Source organism: Mycobacterium sp. NPDC050041 (genome assembly GCF_049541695.1).
Classification (GTDB): domain Bacteria; phylum Actinomycetota; class Actinomycetes; order Mycobacteriales; family Mycobacteriaceae; genus Mycobacterium.
The window spans coordinates 725,232-745,018 of record NZ_JBMVDG010000002.1; the positions used below are offsets into that span (position 1 = coordinate 725,232).

General features: G+C 69.7%; 23 protein-coding genes and 1 tRNA gene. 14 read left to right on the plus strand and 10 right to left on the minus strand.

The features are described 5' to 3' along the window. The 8 genes from ACPCHZ_RS08880 (at position 1) to ACPCHZ_RS08915 (ending at position 8,724) form a co-directional block, all read left to right on the plus strand. Positions 1-1,152, plus strand: coding sequence for an acyl-CoA dehydrogenase family protein (locus ACPCHZ_RS08880; protein WP_423484691.1), 1,152 nt, complete (start codon positions 1-3; stop codon positions 1,150-1,152). Then, the gene (locus ACPCHZ_RS08885; protein ID WP_423484383.1) at positions 1,149-2,066 is read left to right on the plus strand and encodes an acyl-CoA dehydrogenase family protein; all 918 of its coding nucleotides are present in this window, start codon (positions 1,149-1,151) and stop codon (positions 2,064-2,066) included. Before ACPCHZ_RS08880 ends, ACPCHZ_RS08885 begins: the two co-directional genes overlap by 4 nt. Further along, a complete protein-coding gene (locus tag ACPCHZ_RS08890) occupies positions 2,063-3,280 on the plus strand; it encodes an acyl-CoA dehydrogenase family protein (protein WP_423484384.1) in 1,218 nt (405 codons plus the stop codon). The genes ACPCHZ_RS08885 and ACPCHZ_RS08890 overlap by 4 nt, the downstream gene beginning before the upstream one ends. Further along, positions 3,280-4,251, plus strand: coding sequence for an acyl-CoA dehydrogenase family protein (locus ACPCHZ_RS08895; RefSeq protein ID WP_423484385.1), 972 nt, complete (start codon positions 3,280-3,282; stop codon positions 4,249-4,251). Before ACPCHZ_RS08890 ends, ACPCHZ_RS08895 begins: the two co-directional genes overlap by 1 nt. Before the next feature lie 10 nt (positions 4,252-4,261). After that, on the plus strand, positions 4,262-5,974 hold the full coding sequence (locus tag ACPCHZ_RS08900) for a thiamine pyrophosphate-binding protein (RefSeq protein ID WP_423484386.1): 1,713 nt from the start codon (positions 4,262-4,264) through the stop codon (positions 5,972-5,974). Between the two features lie 27 nt (positions 5,975-6,001). Beyond that, positions 6,002-7,423, plus strand: coding sequence for an aldehyde dehydrogenase family protein (locus ACPCHZ_RS08905; RefSeq protein ID WP_423484387.1), 1,422 nt, complete (start codon positions 6,002-6,004; stop codon positions 7,421-7,423). A 76-nt stretch (positions 7,424-7,499) separates the two neighbouring features. Then, the gene (locus tag ACPCHZ_RS08910) at positions 7,500-7,988 is read left to right on the plus strand and encodes a DUF309 domain-containing protein (protein ID WP_423484388.1); all 489 of its coding nucleotides are present in this window, start codon (positions 7,500-7,502) and stop codon (positions 7,986-7,988) included. Positions 7,989-7,998: 10 nt separating this feature from the next. Beyond that, positions 7,999-8,724 carry a 3-keto-5-aminohexanoate cleavage protein gene (locus tag ACPCHZ_RS08915; protein WP_423484389.1) on the plus strand — a complete coding sequence of 242 codons (726 nt, stop codon included), beginning with the start codon at positions 7,999-8,001 and terminating at the stop codon, positions 8,722-8,724. On the opposite strand, the gene ACPCHZ_RS08920 is transcribed toward ACPCHZ_RS08915, so the two are convergent. Then, positions 8,714-9,160 carry a cupin domain-containing protein gene (locus ACPCHZ_RS08920; RefSeq protein ID WP_423484390.1) on the minus strand — a complete coding sequence of 149 codons (447 nt, stop codon included), beginning with the start codon at positions 9,158-9,160 and terminating at the stop codon, positions 8,714-8,716. The two genes, ACPCHZ_RS08915 and ACPCHZ_RS08920, sit on opposite strands and share 11 nt — an antisense overlap. 86 nt (positions 9,161-9,246) lie before the next feature. Between ACPCHZ_RS08920 and ACPCHZ_RS08925 the strand changes: the two genes are divergently transcribed. Further along, entirely contained in the window at positions 9,247-9,672 is a 426-nt protein-coding gene (locus ACPCHZ_RS08925) for a hypothetical protein (protein WP_423484391.1), read from the plus strand. Next, positions 9,669-10,265 carry a GNAT family N-acetyltransferase gene (locus ACPCHZ_RS08930; protein WP_423484392.1) on the plus strand — a complete coding sequence of 199 codons (597 nt, stop codon included), beginning with the start codon at positions 9,669-9,671 and terminating at the stop codon, positions 10,263-10,265. Before ACPCHZ_RS08925 ends, ACPCHZ_RS08930 begins: the two co-directional genes overlap by 4 nt. 50 nt (positions 10,266-10,315) lie before the next feature. Here ACPCHZ_RS08930 and ACPCHZ_RS08935 read toward each other — a convergent pair whose 3' ends face one another. Further along, a complete protein-coding gene (locus ACPCHZ_RS08935) occupies positions 10,316-10,765 on the minus strand; it encodes an Hsp20/alpha crystallin family protein (protein ID WP_423484393.1) in 450 nt (149 codons plus the stop codon). A 455-nt stretch (positions 10,766-11,220) separates the two neighbouring features. Here ACPCHZ_RS08935 and ACPCHZ_RS08940 point away from each other — a divergent pair, with 455 nt between their 5' ends. After that, a complete protein-coding gene (locus ACPCHZ_RS08940) occupies positions 11,221-11,904 on the plus strand; it encodes a GAF and ANTAR domain-containing protein (RefSeq protein WP_423484394.1) in 684 nt (227 codons plus the stop codon). A 15-nt stretch (positions 11,905-11,919) separates the two neighbouring features. Here ACPCHZ_RS08940 and ACPCHZ_RS08945 read toward each other — a convergent pair whose 3' ends face one another. From ACPCHZ_RS08945 to ACPCHZ_RS08955, 3 genes are all read right to left on the minus strand, one after another. Then, on the minus strand, positions 11,920-12,123 hold the full coding sequence (locus ACPCHZ_RS08945; RefSeq protein WP_364975232.1) for a hypothetical protein: 204 nt from the start codon (positions 12,121-12,123) through the stop codon (positions 11,920-11,922). Between the two features lie 212 nt (positions 12,124-12,335). Further along, positions 12,336-13,361 carry an NAD(P)H-dependent flavin oxidoreductase gene (locus ACPCHZ_RS08950; protein WP_423484395.1) on the minus strand — a complete coding sequence of 342 codons (1,026 nt, stop codon included), beginning with the start codon at positions 13,359-13,361 and terminating at the stop codon, positions 12,336-12,338. A 61-nt stretch (positions 13,362-13,422) separates the two neighbouring features. Beyond that, positions 13,423-14,148, minus strand: coding sequence for an SDR family NAD(P)-dependent oxidoreductase (locus ACPCHZ_RS08955; RefSeq protein WP_423484396.1), 726 nt, complete (start codon positions 14,146-14,148; stop codon positions 13,423-13,425). Between the two features lie 123 nt (positions 14,149-14,271). Between ACPCHZ_RS08955 and ACPCHZ_RS08960 the strand changes: the two genes are divergently transcribed. After that, positions 14,272-15,183, plus strand: a complete 912-nt coding sequence (locus ACPCHZ_RS08960) for a LysR family transcriptional regulator (protein ID WP_423484397.1) — start codon at positions 14,272-14,274, stop codon at positions 15,181-15,183. On the opposite strand, the gene ACPCHZ_RS08965 is transcribed toward ACPCHZ_RS08960, so the two are convergent. Next, positions 15,180-16,004, minus strand: a complete 825-nt coding sequence (locus ACPCHZ_RS08965; protein WP_423484398.1) for an MBL fold metallo-hydrolase — start codon at positions 16,002-16,004, stop codon at positions 15,180-15,182. The two genes, ACPCHZ_RS08960 and ACPCHZ_RS08965, sit on opposite strands and share 4 nt — an antisense overlap. A 9-nt stretch (positions 16,005-16,013) precedes the next feature. Next, positions 16,014-16,829, minus strand: coding sequence for an enoyl-CoA hydratase/isomerase family protein (locus tag ACPCHZ_RS08970; protein ID WP_423484399.1), 816 nt, complete (start codon positions 16,827-16,829; stop codon positions 16,014-16,016). Positions 16,830-17,057: 228 nt separating this feature from the next. Here ACPCHZ_RS08970 and ACPCHZ_RS08975 point away from each other — a divergent pair, with 228 nt between their 5' ends. Both ACPCHZ_RS08975 and ACPCHZ_RS08980 read left to right on the plus strand, forming a co-directional pair. Next, positions 17,058-17,501, plus strand: a complete 444-nt coding sequence (locus ACPCHZ_RS08975; protein WP_423484400.1) for a VOC family protein — start codon at positions 17,058-17,060, stop codon at positions 17,499-17,501. Positions 17,502-17,621: 120 nt separating this feature from the next. Further along, complete coding sequence (locus ACPCHZ_RS08980; RefSeq protein WP_423484401.1) at positions 17,622-18,302, plus strand: SDR family oxidoreductase; 681 nt, start codon at positions 17,622-17,624, stop codon at positions 18,300-18,302. Positions 18,303-18,377: 75 nt separating this feature from the next. On the opposite strand, the gene ACPCHZ_RS08985 is transcribed toward ACPCHZ_RS08980, so the two are convergent. From ACPCHZ_RS08985 to ACPCHZ_RS08995, 3 genes are all read right to left on the minus strand, one after another. After that, entirely contained in the window at positions 18,378-19,055 is a 678-nt protein-coding gene (locus ACPCHZ_RS08985) for an esterase (protein WP_423484402.1), read from the minus strand. A 1-nt stretch (position 19,056) separates the two neighbouring features. Next, entirely contained in the window at positions 19,057-19,590 is a 534-nt protein-coding gene (locus ACPCHZ_RS08990; RefSeq protein WP_423484403.1) for a hypothetical protein, read from the minus strand. A gap of 49 nt (positions 19,591-19,639) precedes the next feature. Continuing rightward, a tRNA-Arg gene (locus ACPCHZ_RS08995) sits at positions 19,640-19,715 on the minus strand. Positions 19,716-19,787 lie beyond the last annotated feature (72 nt).

Consider the following 19,787-nt stretch of genomic DNA (forward strand, 5'->3'; position numbering starts at 1 on the left):
ATGGACTTCGAGATGGGGCAGCGCGCCGCGCAGTTGCGCACGGATCTGCGGGAACTGGTGCACGACAACGTGCCCGGCGACTTCCTCGGCGCCTTCACCGATGACCCGGCGGACCTCGAGACGGCGCAGCGGTTCTGCCGGCTGCTCGCCGAGCGGGACCTGCTGTGCCTGTCGTGGCCGGAGGAGTTCGGTGGCGGCGGGGCGTCGGTGTGGGAGCAGACGGTGGTGCGCGAGGAGATGTGGGCGCACCACGAACCGCGCGGCGCCCAGTACATGGGCGTGAACTGGGTGGGGCCGATCATCATGCGGCACGGCACCGAGGAGCAGCAGCGCACCCATCTGCCACCGATCGCCCGCGGAGAGGTGATCTGGTGTCAGGGGTTCTCCGAGCCCGAGGCGGGCTCCGACCTGGCATCGCTGCGCACCACGGCCCGGCGCGACGGGGACGGCTGGTTGGTCAGCGGCCAGAAGATCTGGACGTCGTACGCCACCATGGCGCAGTGGTGCTTCCTGCTGGCGCGGACGTCGAAAGGTGAGAAGAAGCAGCAGGGCCTGACGATCTTCCTGGTGCCGATGGACGATCCGGCGATCCAGGTGCGGCCGATCCGCTGCATGATGGGCCCGCACCACCTCAACGAGGTCTTCTTCGACGACCTGCGGGTGACCGAGGCCGACGTGCTGGGCACCGTCGACGGCGGCTGGTCGGTGGTGCAGGACGTGATGGCGTTCGAACGCGTCGGCATCGCCCGCTACGCCCGCTGCGAGCGGTTGCTCGCCGCCGCGCCCGCCGTGCTCGGGCCGCGCTGGGACGATGTGCCGGAGGAGTTGCGCGGCAGATGGATTCGCATGCTGACGCACTGCCGCCGGGCCCGCCTGCTGGCCTATCGCGTGGTGTCGCTGCAGAGCAGTGGCCGCATCACCCCCGGTGACGCCGCCGCCTACCGCATCGCCGTCACCAAGCTCGACCAGGACAGCGCGGAGGTGCTGATGGACATCGCCGCCGAGGTGCGCCACGACGACCCGAACGCCGGGTGGTTCCTCGGTGAGGTCGAGGACCACTGGCGCTACTCGCAGGCGTCGACGGTCTCCTCGGGCAGCATCGAGATGCAGCGCATCCTGCTGTCGCGCGCCCTGTTGGCGGCCGCGAAATGATCCTCGATCTGGGCGACGACGCCGCGGAGTTCGGCAGGCAGGCGCTGCGCGCGTTCGAGGCCGCCGGCGGCGACGAGCTGGTACAGCAGGCCGAAGCCAAACCCGCAGAACGTGAATCGCTCGTCGGCCCCGCACTGGCGGGCCTTGGCGCCTGGGACCTCGACGTGCGCGGTGACGCCGACGAGCTGGAGGCCGCAGCGGCGCTGTGCCGCAGCGCCGGTCACTGGGCACTGCCGTATCCGGTGGCCGAGCGGCTGGCCCGGCCGGCCGACCTGGACGTCGACGGGCTGATCGTGGTCGCCGACCAGCGGCCGTCGGCAGCCGTCGCCGGCCTGCAATCGCGCTGGGCGACAGTCACGCTGACCGGGCAGCGCAGCCACGTCACCGCACAGGGACCCGCAGGCGCGGCGTTCGTCACCGAGCTCGAACTGTCGGCGGTCGACGACACCGGTGCCGGTGACCTCGCCCTCGCCCTGGTACTGCCCTGCTGGACCCTGCTCGGAATGCTCGACAGGGCACTCGAACTCACCATCGCCCACATCACCCTGCGCAAGCAGTTCGGTCAGCCGCTGTCGTCGTTCCAGGGCGTGCAGTTCCAGCTCACCGACGCCGAGGTCGAGCGCAGCGGGGTGGACATCCTGGCCAAGTACGCGCTGTGGAGCATCGCGACCGGTCGCCCCGAGGCGCTCGACGATGCGCTGGCGCTGCGGATGGCCGCGCTGGAGGCGGCGGAGGTGGTGTTCCGGGTGTGCCATCAGCTGCACGGTGCGGTCGGCTTCTGCGACGAGACCACGCTGTCCTGGCTGTCGCGCTACAGTCAGCCGCTGCGCCGGCTGCCGTTCGGATTGTCCGCCACCCGGGACCGGCTGCTGCACGCCGCGGGCCCCCGCGGGCTGACGGGACTGTACGCGTGACCGGGACCCCCGCCGAACGTGAAGATACGCGCGAGGATTCGGCGGAAACTCGCACAGATCTTCACGCTCGGCGCGAGGAGATCCGCGCCTGGTGCGTCGACCACATCCCGCGTGACTGGCGGCAGACGCAGACCGGCGTGGCCGACGAGGAGTTCGTCCGCTTCCAGAAGGCGTGGTTCGCCGAACTGCACGCGGCGGGTTACGCGGTGCCGCACTGGCCGCGCGAGTGGGGTGGCGGCATGTCGGTGGCCGAGCAGATCGTGCTGTACCAGGAACTCGCCGCCCGTGACGCACCCCGTCTGGTGCTGGCGTTCGTCGGCATCCACCACGCCGCGTCGACACTGCTGGTGGCAGGCACCGACGAGCAGCGGCGCCGACATCTGCCCGCGATCCTCGACGGCGAGATCTGGGTGCAGGGCTTCTCCGAACCCGAGGCCGGATCCGACCTGGCGGCCCTGCGCACCACCGCACGGCGTGAGGGCGACGAGTTCGTGGTCAACGGCCAGAAGCTCTGGGCCAGCGGCGGTCTGCACGCCGACTGGTGCCTGCTGCTGGCCCGCACCGATCCCGATGCCCCGAAGCGCAAGGGCATCTCGTACTTCCTGCTGGACATGACGTCGCCCGGCATCGACGTGCGGCCCATCCGCAATGCCGTCGGTGACTCGCACTTCTGTGAGATCTTCCTCAGTGACGTGCGGGTTCCCGCGGCCAATTTGGTGGGCGCCGAGAACGCCGGCTGGCAGGTGGCGCAGGCCACCCTCGGCGCCGAACGCGGCATGACCATGCTGGAACTCGCCGAGCGTCTCGGCAATGCCGGCTTCCGGTGGCTGGTGCAGAGCAGTCCCGTCGGCGATCCGGTGGTCGCCGACCGGCTGGCACAGTTCGAGATCGAACTGGCCGGGCTGCGCGGCATGTGCCGGAAGATCGTGGAGGAACACGATTCCGGGGCGACGGGACCGGCGGACGCGTCGATCGTCAAGCTCTACTACAGCGAACTGCTGCAACGCATGACCGACTTCGGCGCCGAGATCGGCGGCCTGGCCGGTCACACCGACCTCGCCAAGCCGATGTCGAGCGGATGGGAGTCGGGATCCTGGGTGCTGGACTTCATCGGATCGTGGGAGTGGACGATCCCCGGCGGGTCGAGCGAGATCCAGCGGACCATCATCGGTGAGCGCGGCCTCGGCCTGCCCCGGGAACCGAGCGCGGTGTGATGGCCGCGGAGGACTTCGCCGAGTTTCACGACGAACTGCGCTCGATCGCCGCCGACCTGCTCGCCAAGGACGCCGCGGTCGAGTGGCCCGCGCTCGTCGACGCGGGGTGGGTGGGGCTCGAGGTGCCGGAGGAATTCGGCGGCGCCGGAGCAACTTTCGCCGAGGTCGCGGTGATCTGCACCGAGATCGGCCGCGCCGCCGCCGCCAACAGCTATCTGGGCAGTGCCGTGCTGGCGGTCAGTACGCTGACCGCGCTGCAGCCCGGTGCCACCCGTGACCGCCTGCTCTCCGGTGTCGCGTCGGGCGATGTCCGGGCGGCCGTGGCCCTGGAGTCGCTGTCCTTCGTGCCCGACGCGTACGGCGCCGACCAGGTCCTGGTCGTGGCCAACGGCGCCGTGGCCGTTGCCGATCTGTCGGTGAGCCGGGCGCCCGTCGTCGACGAGACGCGGGCGCTGGCCATGGTGTCGTCGCGGACCGTCGATCCGCCTGAGCTACTCCAGTTCGATGGAGACGCCGTCGCCGCGGTGCGCCGGCTGCACGACCGCGCCGCGGTGGCCGTCGCCTGCGACAGCCTGGGCGTCGCCGAGGCCATGCTCGACGCGACCGTGGCATACGCCAAGGTGCGCAACCAGTTCGGCCGTCCGATCGGCTCGTTCCAGGCCGTCAAGCATGCCTGCGCCGACATGCTGGTGGCCGTCTCGATGTCACGCCAACTCGTCGGCGACGCCGTGACGGCGATCGTCGAGGACCGCGACGACGCCCAGGTCGCCGCCTCGATGGCGAAGTCGTACGTCACCGGCGCCGCGGTCGACGTGGTCGGCAAGGCCATGCAGCTGCACGGCGGCATCGGCTACACGTGGGAGAGCGGCATCCACGTCTACCTCAAACGCGCCAGCCTGAACCGGTCACTGTTCGGATCGCCTGCCGCACACCGAAAACAACTCGCTCACCGATACCTGTCACCGACATAGGAGCTCAACCATGGGTGTACCCGTCTACAAACGCATTCTCGACCTGTTCGAGGCCGAGGGCGTCAACACGCTGTTCGGCATCCCGGACCCGAACTTCGTGCACATGTTCGCCGAGGCCGAGGCCCGCGGCTGGTCGGTCGTCGCGCCGCACCACGAGCTCAGCGCCGGCTTCATGGCCGAGGCGGCGTCGCGGATGACCGGCGGGCCCGGACTGTGCATCGGCACGCTGGGCCCCGGCGTGGCCAACATCGCCGGAGCCATGATGTGTGCGCTGGTGGAGAACTCGCCGGTGATCTTCCTCGGCGGCCAGCGGGCCAGGATCACCGAGCGCCGGGTCCGTCGCGGCCGCATCCAGTTCATCCAGCAGGAGGGGCTTTTCACTCCCTCGGTGAAATACAGCAGCTCCATCGAGTACGCCAACCAGACCGACGAGATCATCCACGAGGCGATCCGCAAGTCGATGTCGGGGACCCCGGGCCCGTCCTACGTGGAGTTCCCGTCGCACGTCATCCTCGAGGAGCTCGACGTCGCCGACCCGCTGCCGCCGCACCGCTACCGGCTCGTCGAGCAGGGCGCGGGCGCACGCGAGGTCGCCGAGGCGGTCAGGCTGATCCGCGAGGCGAAGAGCCCGATCCTGCTCGTCGGCCACGGCGTCCACACGTCGCGCACCCAGCAGGAGGTCAAGCAGCTCGCCGAACTGATGAACTGCCCGGTCATCCAGACCTCCGGCGGCACGTCGTTCATCCCGGGCCTGCAGGACCGGACGTTCCCCTACCTGTTCTCGCCGGCCGCCAACCAGGCGGTCGAGGAGTCCGACCTGTGTGTCGCGCTGGGCACCGAACTCGGTGAGCCCATGCACTACGGCCGCACCCAGCACTGGGCCGGCAACGATGCCGACCGCAAGTGGGTGCTGGTCGAGCAGGACCCGACGGCCATCGGCGTCAACCGGCCCGTCGACGTGGCGCTGGTCGGCGACCTGCGCGGCGTGGTGCCGCAGCTGGTCGAGGCGCTCGAGGACTCACCGCGGCAGCCGTCGGCCAACCTCGACAACCTGGTCAAGGCCGACGCCGCCGAACTGGCGCGGGTGGCCGAGGAGGCCCCGAGCGGACGAACCCCGGTGCACCCGGCGCGCTACGTCGTGGAGGCGACGAAGGCGTTCGCCGAACTCGAGGACGGCATCATGGTGCGCGACGGCGGCGCGACCGTGATCTTTCAGTGGACCTACTCGCAGTCCAAGCCGCGCGACGTCATCTGGAACCAGAACTTCGGTCACCTCGGCACCGGCCTGCCGTACGCCGTCGGCGCCTCGGTCGCCGAGGGCGGCAAGCGGCCGGTCATGCTGCTGACCAGCGACTCGGCGTTCCTGTTCCACATCGCCGAACTGGAGACCGCGGCGCGGCAGAACCTGCCGCTGGTGTGCGTGGTCGGCGTCGACCACCAGTGGGGACTCGAGGTGGGCGTCTACAAGCGGACGTTCGAACAGCCGTCGCCGCAGCCCGGTGTGCACTGGAGCAAGGACGTCCGGATGGACAAGATCGCCGAGGGCTTCGGTTGCCACGGCGAGTACGTCGAGAAGGAGGAGGAGATCGGGCCGGCGATCGCGCGCGCGTACGCCAGCGGCAAGGTCGGCGTGGTGCACGTGTGCATCGACCCGACCGCGAACTCCGAGGAGATGCCCAAGTACGACCGATTCCGCACCTGGTACGCCGAAGGTACTCAGTAGGACCCGTCGATAGGGGAGAGTGAAACCATGCGTGAATACCTGAAGTTCTACATCGACGGACAGTGGGTCGAGCCGGTGCGGCCCAACACCCTCGACGTCGACAACCCGACCACCGAGCAGGTCTCCGGCCGGATCGCGATCGGCACGGCGGTCGACGTCGACGTCGCGGTGCAGGCGGCGCGGCGGGCGTTCGGCACGTGGTCGCAGAGCACCCGCGAGGAGCGCCTCGACCTCCTGCAGGCGATCATGGGCGAGTACCAGAAGCGCGCCGGCGATCTCGCCGACGCGGTCAACGAGGAGATGGGCGCTCCCGCGTCGCTGGCGTCGGGCCCGCAGGTCAATCTCGGCCTCGGTCACCTCGCCACGGCAATGGACGTGCTGAAGAACTTCCAGTTCGAGGAGCAGCACGGCTCCACGCTGGTGGTGAAGGAGCCGGTCGGGGTCTGCGGGCTCATCACGCCGTGGAACTGGCCGATCAACCAGATCGCCTGCAAGGTGTTCCCGGCGTTGGCCACCGGCTGCACCATGGTGCTCAAGCCGTCTGAGGTGGCGCCCTACTCGGCGCAGATCTTCACCGAGATCATCGACGCCGCAGGCGTTCCCGCCGGCGTGTACAACCTCGTCTACGGCGACGGGCCCGGTGTGGGTGTCGCGCTGTCGAGCCACCCCGACATCGACATGGTGTCGTTCACCGGTTCCACCCGGGCCGGTGTCGACGTCGCCCGCAACGCCGCGGCCACCGTCAAGCGCGTCACCCAGGAGCTGGGCGGCAAGAGCCCGAACATCGTGATCGACGACGACGACTTCGCCAAGAGCGTGACGGCCGGGGTGTCGGTGATGATGATGAACAGCGGCCAGAGCTGTAATGCGCCGTCGCGGATGCTGGTGCCGAACTCGCGCATGGACGACGCCATCGCGGTCGCGCGGGACGTCGCGGGGGCCGTCAAGGTCGGCACGGGTGACAAGGACGCGATCGGGCCGGTGGCGTCGAGGGCGCAGTTCGAAAAGATCCAGGGCCTGCTCGCGAAGGGCATCGAGGAGGGCGCCACCGTGGTGGTCGGCGGCACCGGGCGTCCGGACGGGCTCGACAGCGGCTACTACATCAAGCCGACGGTGTTCGCCCACGTCACCAACGACATGACCATCGCCCGCGAGGAGATCTTCGGGCCGGTGCTGTGCATCCTCGGCTACGACGACCTCGACGAGGCGGTGGAGATCGCCAACGACACCGAATACGGTCTCGCAGGCTATGTCTCGGCTGCCGACCTGGATCAGGCCCGGCAGCTGGCGCGGCGCATCCGCGCCGGTTCGGTGGCGATCAACCACGGCTTCGACATGAGCGCGCCGTTCGGTGGCTACAAGCGCAGCGGCAACGGCCGTGAATGGGGCCAGTTCGGCTTCGACGAGTTCCTGGAGACTAAGGCCGCCCTGGGTTACGCCCCCGCATAGCGGTGATTTCGGCGCGCATTCGTTCACCTGTCGATCGAAAGCGCGCCGAAATCGCCATGGTGCGTAGCCTGGAGCGGTGGATGCCGCTCGGGATCGCGACGAGGCCGGACGCGCACACAACGCGCGGCCCAGGGATGCGCTCGGCAGACCGTTGCCCCGGCGCGAGACCGGCGTGCCGCGGATTCCCGACGACCTCGAGGTCACACCCGATGAAGGCCTCGCCGCTGCGCAACACCTGCTCGACGACGGCCTGGCGTTCAACGCTCACGAGGTGCTCGAAGCCGTCTGGAAGGCCGCGCCCGCCGAGAACCGCGAACTCTGGCGGGGGCTGGCGCAGCTCGCGGTCGGCATCACCCACGTCCAGCGCGGCAACCGGCCAGGCGCACAGGCCTTGTTGATGCGGGCGTCGGCGGCGATCGCGCACGGTCCCGCCGTGCACGGAGTCGACGTGCCCGGCCTGGTCGCCTACGCCGACGGGCTGGTCGAAGACCTCTCCGGCGACGCCGACATCGGCCCGGAGCGGCTGCGGCCACGCTTGACGGGTGCGTCCGGCGGCCGCGGGTGAAGATGTGAACATGACCGGTCCCCGCATCTACCTCAAGGCCTGCATCAACGGCGCCCGCACCCCGGACCAGCATCCGGGCCTGCCAGTGAGCCCGGACGAGTTGGCCGCTGCCGCGCTGGCCGCCCACCACGCCGGCGCGAAGGCGGTGCACCTGCACCCGAAGACGGCGGACGGCGTCGACTCGCTGCAACCCGACGTCGTCGCCGCGGCGGTGACGGCGGTCCGTCAGGCGGTGCCCGGCCTGCCGCTGGGGGTGACCACCGGCTACTGGGCGCTGCCGGACGCCGCCGAACGGCAACGTGCCGTCGAGAGTTGGGACGTGCTGCCCGACTTCGCGTCGCTGAACTGGCACGAGCCGGGATCCCCCGAGCTGGCGGCGGTGCTGCTGGCCAAGGGCCTGGGCGTCGAGGTCGGGATCTTCCATGCCGAGGCGGCGCAGTCGTGGGCGACCAGCGAGATCGCCAGGCACTGCATGCGGGTGATGATCGAGTTGCAGGCCGACGCCGACACCGAACTCGCGGACGACCTGCTCGGTCAGGTGAACGCGGCCGGCTCACCGGCGCCGGTGCTGCTGCACGGTCTGGACGAAAGCTGTTGGCCGCTACTGGAACACGCCGGGATTCGCGGTGTGCAGACACGCATCGGGCTGGAGGACACGGTGCACCTGCCCGACGGTTCGCTCGCGCCGGACAACGCCGCGCTGGTCTCGGCGGCCGTGGAACTGCTCAGCCGGTAGGGCCGGCCAGTGCGAAGTCGGCGAAGTCGAAGCCCGGCACCACCACACAGCTGACCAGGCTGGGTTCGTCGTCGCGTGGTCGCGCCCGCTGCCAGTGCCCGGGCGGCACCACGATCTGCGGCTGTTGACCGTTGGCGAGATCGCCGCCGAGCAGTTGCGTTGCGGCAGAACTCTGCTCGGCACCGACCTCGAGCAGCAATGGGCTGCCGCGGTGGAACAGCCAGAGTTCGGCGCTGCGCACGGTGTGCCACGCCGACTGCTGGCCGGGCATGAGCAGGAACAGGATCGCCGTACCCGCGCTGCGGGGCCCGGTGTAGTCCGGCGGCAGCGCCGACGGCGGCATCGACAGCTCGCTGCGCCAGGTCTCCCGGAACCACCCGCCCTCCGGGTGGGGGGACAGGTCGAGGCCGCGGGCCCAGTCCGGGAGATCGCTCATCGGCACCGCCTTGAATCGAGGTCGTCGTTCAGCCTAGAGCGCCGCGGCGAGCCGAGCCGCTCACCGGCACCCGATAGGCTCGCCGCGTGCTGCGTGTCAATCCGGGATGGCTGGTCGCCGTGTGCGCAGCGGTGGTGGCGGTGAGTGGCTGGTTGCCGTGGCTGACCGCGCGCGGCGGCGGCCGGGCCAACGCGATCGGCGGGACGGTCGGCGGCCTGGATTCGGTGCCCGCGCGATTCGGGGTGGGCCAGCTGATCGTGCTGCTGGCCGCGGCGCTGATCGTCGCCGGGGCGATGGCCGCGCGCGGCCTGTCGGCCCGCCTGGCCGCGGCGACTGCGCTGGTGATCTCGCTGCTGCTGGTGGTGCTGACCGGCGTGTACTACAGCAACTACGTGGCGGCGCCGGTGGCGGCCGGCTACGGCCTCTACCTCGGCGGCGGGGTGTCCGTCGCCGCCGCGCTGTGTGCGGTGTGGTCGCTGGTCGGGACGCTGTCGACGGGTCGCCCCTCGTGACCGGGTTCGTCGAACCGGTGCGTCTGACCGGCCGGCGCTGGGTCTCGCTGGAGCCGCTGACGGCCGCACACATCCCCGAGATCGCCGACGTCGCCGCCGACGGGGAACTGGGCGCGCTGTGGTTCACCTCGGCCCCCGGGGCGCAGGACGCCGACGAATGGGTCCGGCGGATGGCCGCCTTGCGCGCTGCCGACGGCGGCATCACGTTCGCGGTGCGCGGTCTCGACGGTGCGCTGGTGGGTTCGTCGAGCTACCTGAACGTCGACGCGGGCAACCGCCGGCTCGAGATCGGGCACACCTGGTACACCGCGGCGGCGCGGCGCACCGGCGTCAACACCGAGACCAAGCTGCTGATGCTCGGCCATGCATTCGACGAACTCGACTGTCTGGCAGTCGAGTTCCGGACGCATTTCTTCAACTTCACCAGCCGCCGGGCGATCGAGCGGTTGGGCGCCAAGCTGGACGGGATCCTGCGCAGCCACCAGGTGCTGCCCGACGGATCGCGCCGGGACACGGTGGTCTACTCGATACTCGACATCGAATGGCCCCCGGCGCGTGCCCACCTCGAGCACCGTCTCAACCGCGGCGGGTGACGCGCCGTACCCCCGGCGGACTCGATTCCGCCGGGGGCACGGGCACTGCGTCAGCCGGCCTCGACCGTGTTGGTCTGGATGGATCGCTGTTCGCCGCTGTGGGCGACTTCGATCCGGCGCTTCTTGGCCCGTTCCGCCATCGGGATGGTGACGGTGAGCACACCGTTCTCGTAGGTCGCGGAGATCGCGCTCGCGTCGATGCCTTCGCCGAGTGACAGCTGACGGCGGTAGGTGCCGAAGAATCGCTCGTTGGCCAGCCACTGCACCGAATCCTCCGAACGCGCGGTCCGGTGCGCCGAGATGGTCAGGGTGCCGTTGTCGACGTCGACATCGACCGACCCCGGATCGACCCCCGGCAGGTCGGCGGTGAGCACGTAGTGATCATCGATCTTGCAGAGATCCATCGGCATGAACCGCGGCGTCCTGTTCGTCCCGGACGAACTCGTCAGCAAACCGCGGGTGAGGGCATCGAGGTCACTGAAAGGATCAAAGCGAAGCACAGCAATCCACCTCCTATGTCACTCCAGGGCCCGCCACCTCGACGGGCAGCCAATCACTGTGCGGCATCAGATTAGCACTCTCCCACTGAGAGTGCCAAGAACTTTTTTCGGTCAACCGCATGGTCAAAACGCTGGACCGACTCGGGCCGGGGCGGGAGGAAGGTGGAATGTCGCTCGGTCGGCACGTCGGCATCTGCAGGCGACGACAGGGCGCGCAACGGCCGCGCGGTCGGTCCTGCACCCGACACGGGGAGGTGGTCGTCGTATCCGACAGCAACCCCGCTCAGCAGCGGCACGAGGTCCAGAAAGGCGGTCCCGTCGGCTCGAGGTCTGAACCGACGAGACCTCGACGGGCGCGCTGGTCGACCAGCGCACCCGCCTGCGCAGCAGCATGCCCAACCGCCCACACCACAAACCCAGTGTGTGAGCGGCCGTCTGCGGGAACCCTGGAGCTCATGACGCAGCCACAGTCACAGGATCTGGCCATGCGGATGGCCGAACTCGCGCGCACGGTCGCCATGCCGCGCTCCGTCGAGCAGGTGCTGAGGGACGTCACCTCGACAGCGACCGAGCTGATCCCCGGCGCCGACACGGCGGGCATCCTGCTGGTCGGCCCCGGCGGGAAATTCGAATCGATCGCCGGCACCACCGATCTGCCGCACCAGCTGGACGAGCTGCAGATGACCTTCGAAGAGGGTCCATGCGTGCAGGCCGCGCTCGACGACGTGATCGTGCGCACCGACGACTTCCGCGAGGAGACCAGGTGGCCGCAGTACTCGAAGGCCGCGGTCGAGATCGGTGTGCTCAGCGGGCTGTCGTTCAAGCTCTACACCGCCGACCGCACGGCCGGCGCGCTGAATCTCTTCGGATTCGAGCCCAACACGTGGGACAACGATTCGGAGACCATCGGCACCGTGCTGGCCGCGCACGCCGCAGCCGCCATCCTCGCCAGCAGGCAAGGCCAGCAGCTCGAATCGGCGCTGTCCACCCGTGACCGCATCGGCCAGGCCAAGGGCATCATCATGGAGCGCTACGACGTCGACGACGTGCAGGCGTTCGAGATGCTGCGGCGGCTGTCGCAGGAGAGCAACACCAAGCTCATCGAGATCGCCCAGCAGGTGATCGAGACCCGCGGCTAGGCAGGTCGCCTCGGGTCAGTCGTGGCCGTGTCCGTGCCCGTGTTTCCAGTGGCCGCGACCACGCGGGCCGTCGTACCAGTCGACCCAGCCCGGTGTGTCGACGCAGGCGTACGCGTAGCCGAGCGGGCCTCCGACACACACGTCGGGTCCCGCCGAGGCCGGTGCGGCGATGACCACCGCAGCGCCGAACGGCAGCGCCGCCACACTCAGGCCGAGCACGGCCCTACGGAACAGATTCGAACGGATCACACTCAACCTCCGGTTTCGCTTCGTTCGAGCGGACCCCCGTCCGGTCAACACTCTAGTACGCGAACATCATCCGTTCGCGTTGCCCCCGCGCGTCGCAAACCGCAGTGCGGCAACGTCTTTGCCCGCAAACACCGATTCCCCGCAAGTAGTGCGAAGGGGAGTCGCCGACGGTTTGCCCGCGCTCAGGCCTGGCTCGCGAGGTCGGCGAGGATCGCCGCGGTCGGCTTCTGCTGCGCGTGCCGATAGCCCGTCCCGGCCCACAGGTGCACCAGATCGGACTCACCGGCAGCCGCCGCGGCTTTGCGCAGGGGGCTCGTCAGGTGGTGCACCGCCGGATAGCCCAGCGGCGCCGACGCCTCGAACTCGTCGATGAAGCGGTTGCGCAGGCCACGCGCCGGGCGCCCGGTGAACGCCCGGGTGATCACCGTCTCGGTGCGCGACGGATCGGTGAGCGCACGCTGGTGGGTCGCCGAGGCGCCGCTCTCGTCGGCCCGCAGCAGCACCGTGCCCACCGCGGCTGCGGTGGCGCCTGCGCGCAGGACGTCGGCGACGTCGGCGGGGGTGGCCAGTCCGCCTGCGGCGATCACCGGGAGGCGGACGGCGCCGGTCACCTGGGCGACCAGATCTCCGATGGGCAGCGGCGGGGGCATCCGGTCGGGGGTGAACGTCCCGGAGTGACCTCCGGCGACGGCGGCCTGCACGGCGAGCATGTCGACCCCGGCCGCCGCGGCCGCCTCCGCTTCCTGCAGCGACGTCACGGTCTGTACGACGGTCGTGCCCGCCTTCTGCAGCGCACGGATCACGTCTCCGCCCGGCAGACCGAAGGTGAAGCTGACGACGGGCACCGGATCGGACAGCAGGAGTTCGACTTTCGCGCCGAACGCGTCGTCGTCGTCGACCGGGTCGGTGGGCAGCGTCAGCCCGAACCGGTCCGCTTCGCGCTGCAGCGCGACCGCGTAGCGGCGGTAGTCCGCCGCGTCGATCGGCACCGGATTCGGCGCGAAGACGTTGACGCCGAACGGGACCGACGCCTCCCGCACGGCGGTGATCTCGTTGCCCACGGCGTCGGCCGTCTTGTAGCCGGCGGCCAGCAGGCCGAGGCTGCCCGCCTGCGACGCGGCGATCACCATGGCGGTGGTGCTGGCGCCGCCTGCCATCGGTGCGGCGATCACCGGCGACCGCACGCCCAGATTCGTCAGTGCATTCATCGGTACTCCTCCGTGGCACGGGTGGTCGGAACGGCGCCCGCCATCAACACGTACTCCATCATCAGTGCCCGGCGCTCTGGCCACCGTCGACATGCAGCACCTCGCCGGTGACGAACGGCGCCTGCTCCAGATAGCGGATGGCGTCGACGACGTCGTCGATGTCGCCCAACCTGCCGACCGGATGCAGGCGGGCGAGGTCGGCGTGCGTCTCCGGCGGATGCATCGGCGTGCGGATGATCCCGAGTGCCACCGCGTTGACGCGGATGCCGCGTGCGGCGTACTCGACGGCCAGCGACTTCGTGACCGCGTTGAGTCCGCCCTTGGTCAACGACGCCAGGGCGGACGGCACCGCTGAGTTGGCATGGTCGACGAGGCTCGTCGACACGTTGACCAGGTGGCCGCCGTCGCCGTGGTCCAGCATGGCCGCGACGGCGCTGCGCGAGACCTCGAAGAAGCCGCGCAGGTTCACGCCCGTGACGGCGTCGAAATCCTCGTCGGTGTACTCGGTGAACGGTTTGGCGACGAAGATCCCGGCGTTGTTGACCACGGTGTCGACGCGGCCGAAGCGGTGCAGCGCCGCGTCCACGACGTGGGCGCCCGCGCCCGGCACGGCGATGTCGGCGGCGACGGTGAGCACGTCGGGGTCGATGTCGATCTCGGTGAATGACCGCGCCGTCGCGACGACGGCGTAGCCGAGCTTGCGGTACGCCGGAACGAGGGCGGCGCCGATACCGCGTGACGCGCCGGTGATGATGGCGACCTTGGTGTCGTCGTTCTGCTGGGTCATGGGAGTTCCTTCCGTTCGGATGTCGCTCCGTGGAACCGATTCTGGGCGTCTGGGCGTCCGGCTGGATACGACCGGTTTCCTCGTTGCTGGGAGGCGCAGACTCCCACCACTTAGAATCGACCGGTGGAGCTGCGTCAACTGCGCTACTTCGTCGCCGTCGCCGAGGAGCTGAACTTCGGCCGCGCCGCGCAGCGCCTCCGCATCGCGGGTCCTTCGCTGTCCCAGCAGATCAAGGCGCTGGAACGGGACCTGCATGTCCAGCTGTTCGACCGGGACCGCCGCTCGGTCAGGCTGACGGCGACGGGTGCAGAACTGCTGCCCAAGGTCCGCGACCTGCTGGCGCGCGCCGACGACCTCCGGCACGCGGCCGTGCAGCTGGCCGACACGGAGCCGGTCCGGCTCGGCTATGTGAGCTGGCGGCCCGCCGATCTCGTCGAGCGCACCGCCGCCGTCGCGCAGCTGCACGTCGACACCTGGGTGATGCCGTCACACGCCCAGGCCGCGCGCGTCGCCGAGCGGGCCATCGACCTCGCGATCTGCTGGGTGGACGAGGACGACCTGGCCGCACTCGGACTGCGCGCCGACATCATCGGGGCGGACCGGTTGTACGCGGTGGCCCCCGGACCCGACGCGTCGGAGGTCGACGCCCGCGACACCGTCGTGCTGCTCGACGCGGACTCGGCGAGCTGGTCGTCGTGGAACCGGTACGCCGAGTGCTTCGCCCGTGACAGCGGCGCGAAGGCGGTGCGTATCGACGACGGCGGCATCACCGGGACGGCCTTCTTCGAGCATGTGCGGCGGCTCCGGCGACCGGTGCTGAACTCGCCCAAGGACCGCACCGGCTCGCTGCCGCCGGATCTGGTGCGCAGGCCGGTGGTGCGCCCGCAGCCGTACTGGCCGTGGTGGCTGGTGTGGCGCGACGACGAGCCGCGCGCCGCCGTCAACGCCGTGATCGCGGCGCTGGCCACCGGCAGCCCCGCGACGCGCGGCGCGGGCGAATGGTGGGGGACGTCGGGCCGGCCGACCCCGGCCTAACCGGCTGGACCGTCGAGCAGCGACCAGGACCCGGCGTCACCGGGCACCAGCCGGTCGGCGATGCCCGCCTCGTCGAACGCCGTCCGCACGTCGGCAATGGTCTCGCTGTAGATCGACCAGCCGGCGATGTGCGCGATCACGACACGCGGAACACGAAGTGCCGCAGCGACGTCCGCCGCGCGCGGTCCGGTGAGGGTGAGCGGACGGCCCTGGTTCTTGGTGGGCAGCCGCGACGCCCCGGCGAACAGCACCGCGACGTCGATGTCGGGGAACCGCCCGGCGATCTCGACGACCGGGGCCAGCGAGGCGTTGTCGCCGCTGACGTACACCGTCGGCAGCCCGGCCGCCTGCAGGACGAAACCGGTGACCTCGGCGTTGACATGACCGGAGGCGTCCCGCGTGCCGTCCAGCGGACCGTGCACGGCAGGCACGGCGGTGAGCGTGATGACTCCGTCGCCGTCGGCGCGCACGAGTTCGGTGGTGGCCCACGTGGCCAACCCGAGTGCCTGCGCTCCGAGGCGGGCGGCGGCGCCGGGTCCGGTCACGATGGCGGGCACCGCGGTGGTGGCCCACTCCCGGCCGGCGACGTCGAGGTTGTCGTTGTGGTCGTCGTGGCTCAGCAGCACGGCGTCGACGGGACCGAGGTCGGCGGCGGGCACCGCGGGTGGCGTCAGCTTGGCCATGGCGCCGTAGTCGCGCGGCTGGTCGAAGGTCGGATCGGTGACGAATCGCGTTCGACCGTAGTCGATGACGACGGTGGGACCGCCGACCACGCCGACGGCGAAGGTGTGGCGTGCGGCGCTGATCGGGGAGGCGTTCACCGGGTCGCCCTAGTCGTCGGCATCGCCGAGCCGGCCGACGTGGTGGCCCAGGCGTGTCTCGACATCACCGGGTTGGTGGAAGCCGCGCTCGAACAGCTTCTGGATCCGAGCCTGCGCTGCGGGACGCCCGAGCGCGGCGACGAAGGCGTCCCACTCAGGGGCGATCTCGTCGTCGGGAGGCAGGCTGTTGACGTTCACCAGGTGCTTGGTCTCGGCGATCGCCTGCTTGTCGAACGACGCGATCCGGGTGGCCAGCGCGTCGACGAACGCGTCGAGTTCGGCGTCGGGCAGTGAGCGGTTGACGTAGCCGTACAACTGCGCGAGGTCGCCGTCGACGTCGTCGGCGCCGAGCAGCACCTCCAGCGCTCGTCCGCGGCCGATCAGCCGGGGCAGCCGGGCCATCGGCCCACCCCCGGGCACCAGCCCGGCGCCCACCTCCCACTGCGACAGGATCGCCTTCTCGCGGCTGGCGAAGCGCATGTCGCTGGCCAGCGCCAGCTCACTGCCGACCCCGGTGGCGCGACCGCGGATGGCGGCGATGGACACCACCGGGGCGCGGCTGAGCCGGGCGAGCATGTCCGGAAGTGCCTGCAGCCCGGTGCTTCCCGCGGGGTAGCGGGTCGACTCCTCGAGATCGGCGAGGAAGTTGTAGTGCGTCAGGAAGAACCCGTCGACGGCACTGTCGAAGACGACCACCTTGACGTCGTCATCGTCCTCCAACGCCGTGACGACGGCGTCGAGCTGCGGCAGCGTCTCGGGTCCGAAGATGTTCAGCGGCGGGTTGTCGAACGTCACCCGCCAGTAGGCCGGCGACCGTCTGGTCACGGAAATCTGTTCGGCCTGTGCTGGACCGGTCATGTGTCGCTCCCGTTCGGATGAGTGGTGCAGGGTGAGATTACGACGGCCGACGCCGGCGCGCCGCGGTTGTCCGGCACTGGGAATGAGTCGCCGGTCATTCGACGTTCATGCGTGCATTCCGGTGACAGAATCGCCGGACAGACGTCCGAACCGCGACAACCGCGCCACGGCTCGAACCAGGACAAGGGAGCCGTCATGGACATGAAACTCGAAGTCGTCGTATTACCGGTGTCCGACGTCGACCGGGCGAGAGATTTCTACCAGAAGCTCGGCTGGCGGTTGGACGCGGATTTCCCTGTGATCGAGGGATATCGGGTGGTGCAGGTGACTCCGCCAGGGTCGCCGACCTCCGTCATCTTCGGCACCGGCGTCAGCACGGCTACGCCAGGTTCTACCCAGGATCTATATCTGGTGGTCACCGACATCGAGGCCGCTCGCGCCGAGCTGGTGGCCCGCGGCGTCGAGGTGAGCGAGGTCTTCCACGACGGCACCGGAGTCTTCAACCAGGCCGGCGGGGCAGGTCGCGTGCCGGGGCCGGATCCGGAGCGCCGCAGCTACAGCTCGTTCGCGTCGTTCCAGGACCCGGACGGCAACGGCTGGGTGCTGCAGGAGATCACCGAGCGCCTCCCCGGTCGCTGACCGGCGGCCCCGATTCCCGCTAGCTGCAATCTTCGGCGGTTCCGGGATTGATCCGGCCGTCGCGCGGCTTGTCACTGACAGCCGTGAACATCGCACAACCACATGCCATGGAGGCACATCATGAACACCGAGAACATCGTCGCACTGGTATCGGGCGCCAACCGTGGACTCGGCCGGCGGTTCGCCGCCGAGCTGGTTGCCCGCGGCGCAAAGGTCTACGCGGGTGCGCGCAACCCCGACACCGTGGACCTGCCGGGCGTCGTACCCGTGCAGCTCGACATCACCGATCCCGAATCGATCCGTCGCGCCGCGGAGTTCGCCGCCGACGTGAACTTGCTGGTGAACAACGCAGGCGTGTCGACGCGCGCGTCTGTGCTCGAGGGGCCGCTCGAGGACATCCGCCTGGAGATGGAGACGCACTACTTCGGGACCCTGCAGGTGATCCGGGCCTTTGCCCCCGTCATCGAACGTAACGGCGGGGGAGCGATCCTCAACGTGCTGTCGGTGCTGTCCTGGCTGCACCCGCCGACCAGCGGCGCCTATTCGTCCGCGAAGGCCGCCGCGTGGGCGATGACCGACGCGGTGCGAGCGGACCTCGCTCCGAAGGGTATTCACGTCGCCGCGCTGCACGTGGGCTACATGGACACCGACATGGTCAGCTACATCCCGGCCGACCAGAAGAGCGACCCGGGTGTGATCGCCAAGCTCGCGCTCGACGGTGTGCTCGCCGGCGACAACGAGATCCTCGGGGATGACCTGACGCGCGGCGTCAAGGCGTCGCTGTCCTCGCCGGCACGCTGACCCTCCCGTTGACTTTGCGCTGAGGGCGTCGATCTGCGAGTGGATCGCGCCCTGGGTGCAAAGTCAACGACGCGGTCAGGCCAGCCAGGGCGCGAGCGCTGCCCGCGGCACCGACACCTCGAGTGGACCCTCCGGATGTCCGAGCAGTTGGCCCTGACCGAAGAAGAAGATCACCGCGTCGTCGGTGAGCGCGAAGTTCGCGAAGGTGTGGTCGTCGACCTCACCCAGCATCTCCGCCAGTACCTCAGGCTGCCAACGCTTCTCCAGTTCACGGCGAACCGCGGGGAAGGCGACGTCCACCGGACGTACGCCCGGGGTGAACAGGGTGGCGAGCGTGATCGGTGCGTGACTGCCAAGGTCATAGTTGAACGCCCGGTACCAGCTCACCGGGTGCGGGTCGGCGTCCTGACTCAGTTGGATGACCACCGAGTCGGTGCCGGCGCCGGAACGGTAGGTGGTCGGCGTCGCCGTCAGCGTGTAGGGCCGGTCGTGTGCGGGCCCCGACTGGGCGAAGTCGATGAAGTCGCCGCGAAGCGGGACCAGGTAGTCCGTCAACGCCTGCTGATCGGGATACCCGAGTGGGAAGTCGAGATTCAACTCGTAGCCGGCGCCGGCGTCCTCGACGTGGCAGGTCTGGTCGGGACCCAGCGTTCCGGCGAGTGCGTCGCACGCCGATTGCGCCTCGGCCGTTCCGCTGCCGAACAAACCGGCCAGCACTATGGCGGCCAGGGTCACGCGCAGTCGCGCTCGCATGTCAGCCGAGCTCATAAGCCAGGCGTGACACCCGGAAGAAGTGACCGCTGCTGGTGTCGGTGCACGTCAGCGCCGACGACTCACTGTCGCAGGCGATCGCGCCGAAGATCATCGTGTCCCCGTATTCCAGCGTGGGCCAGTCGGGAACGCCGGTGCTGATCGACGCGAACGAGCAACGGACGTAACCGGATTCGCCCTGCATGAGCATGACGTCGTTGCCGGACCCGGTGTTCGACGGGCACGGCTTGCCGTCGGCGTCGTGCGCGACTCCCGGCGGCACGACATAGTCGACGTCCTCCAGCTGGCAGATCGCGTACGGCCTCTCACCGCGGTCACGGTCCAACACGCAGCGGATGTTCCCCGACGGCGTGGTGAAGTTCATCCGGTGCTCGTCGGCGTGCGCCGTCGCAGGCATCGTGCTGATCGCTGCCAGTGCGACGGTCGCCGCCGCGATGGCCAAACGTTTCGGGGTCGTCATGTCGATGCGGTTCCTCGCGCCCAGACGTCGCCCCAGCGGCTTCGTCGATGCCGTCATCCGACACCGTTCGAGTGGCTACCGATACCAACAACCAGGAATCGCCGAGTGGTGCCCCCGGCATGATTCGAACATGCGACACCGGCTTTAGGAGAGCCGTGCTCTATCCCCTGAGCTACGGGGGCGGGGACCGCGTGAGAGTTTACCGCCCCCGCGCAGTCCGTTCGCCACGCGGGAGTTTCGGCAAAATTGTCAAA